The following is a 1,620-nucleotide window of genomic DNA, read 5'->3' as shown; positions in this document are numbered from 1 at the left end:
GGGTAGCGGCCGTCGCCCATGCCGGCGGCGCCCATGGCGTCGGTGATCAGGGCGACGCGGCCGGGGCCGGCGGTGCCGTAGGCGAGCTCGCCTCCGGGGCGCTCGGACCCGGCGGCCATTCGCGTGTTCGATCAGCGGAGCCGCGCGAGCAGGGCGTGCTCGACCAGGGTGATCAGGGCGCTCTTGGCGCTGTCCCGACGGCGGGCGTCGAGGGTGATGATGGGGGTGTCGGCGCCGAGCTGGAGGGCTTCGCGGACCTCGTCGGGGGTGTGCGGCTGGTGGCCGTCGAAGCCGTTGAGGGCGACGACGAAGGGCAGGCCGCTGTTCTCGAAGTAGTCGAGGGCGGGGAAGCAGTCGGCGAGGCGCCGGGTGTCGACGAGGACGATGGCCCCGATGGCGCCCCGGACGAGGTCGTCCCACATGAACCAGAAGCGGTCCTGTCCGGGGGTGCCGAACAGGTAGAGGATGAGGTCCTCGTCGAGGGTGATGCGGCCGAAGTCCATGGCGACGGTGGTGGTCGTCTTGCCGGAGACGTGGCTGATGTCGTCGATGCCGGCGGAGGCCGAGGTCATGACGGCTTCGGTGCGCAGGGGGTTGATCTCGGAGACGGCGCCGACGAGCGTGGTCTTGCCGACACCGAAGCCGCCCGCGATGACGATCTTCGCGGAGGTGGTGGCGCGGGTGGGGGCGGCCGCGTTAGAGCTTGCGAAGTCCACTGAGGACCCTTTCGAGCAGCGTGACGTCGGGCTGGTTTCCGGATTCGCCGCCGGAAGCGGGCTGGTGGATGGCGACCAGGCCGGCCTCGGCCAGGTCGGCCACGAGGATGCGGGCCACTCCCAGGGGAAGGGAGAGCAGCGCCGACACCTCGGCAACGGATTTGACCTCCGTGCACAGCGTGCAGATCCGCTGGTGTTCCGGGAGGAGGGTGGCCAGGCGCTGCGGGTCGACGTCCGCGGAGACCAGGGCCTCCAGCGCGAGCTCGTAGCGGGGCCGGGTGCGACCGCCGGTCATGGCGAACGGTCGGATCAGCGGGCCGGCGTCCGGCTCGTCCTCGAACTCCTCGACGTGCCCGGGCTCCTGGGCCGGCTGGTAGCCGGGTGCCGGGGCGGGCGCCGGGCCGGGTGGCGGCGTCGGGTAGCCGGGCGGCGGGGTGCCGAAGGCGGGCTGCGGCCGGGCGTACGGGTCCTGCTGGCCGTACTGGCCGTACTGCTGCTCAGGTCGGGCGTACGGGTCCTGCTGGGGCTGTCCGTACTGCTGCCGGCCGTACGGCTGACCGTGGCCGGCGCCGGGTGCTCCGAAGGCGTCATGGCCTGTGCCAGGGTACGGAACGCCGTACTGGCCGCTGCGGTCGTCGGGCGGTGTCACGGTTCCTCTCCTCACAAGGTGCGGCGGTGCGGTGCGAGCTTCGGTACGAGTCCGGAGCCGGTGGTGCGAAGGCCGTACGACGCCCGAACCCGAGCCCGCCGAAGCGGGCCCGGGAAGGACGCGGAGGTACTTCGAATACCTGGACGGTATCCGACGAACCGTCAGTGCAGGAGACTGCCCTGGAGTTCCGCGCGGAGTGCGGGGGTGAGGACGGCGCCGGCTCGGTCGACGAGCAGGGCCATTTCGTAGCCGACC

At 72.0% G+C, this 1,620-nt stretch carries 2 protein-coding genes and 1 pseudogene; all 3 read right to left on the bottom strand.

Annotated elements, in window-relative coordinates; genetic code table 11:
• Positions 1-131: 131 nt before the first annotated feature.
• Entirely contained in the window at positions 132-716 is a 585-nt protein-coding gene (locus ACWCYO_RS40665) for a GTP-binding protein (RefSeq protein WP_270143829.1), read from the bottom strand.
• Positions 697-1,365, bottom strand: coding sequence for a DUF742 domain-containing protein (locus ACWCYO_RS40660; RefSeq protein WP_270143828.1), 669 nt, complete (start codon positions 1,363-1,365; stop codon positions 697-699). The genes ACWCYO_RS40665 and ACWCYO_RS40660 overlap by 20 nt, the downstream gene beginning before the upstream one ends.
• Positions 1,366-1,526: 161 nt before the next feature.
• Positions 1,527-1,620 (bottom strand): annotated as a pseudogene (locus ACWCYO_RS40655) (roadblock/LC7 domain-containing protein); the annotation flags it as partial.

The organism is Kitasatospora sp. NPDC001683 (genome assembly GCF_053596495.1).
The sequence above is the reverse complement of the archived record's forward strand: the minus strand, read 5'-3'. Positions and strand labels throughout refer to the sequence as shown.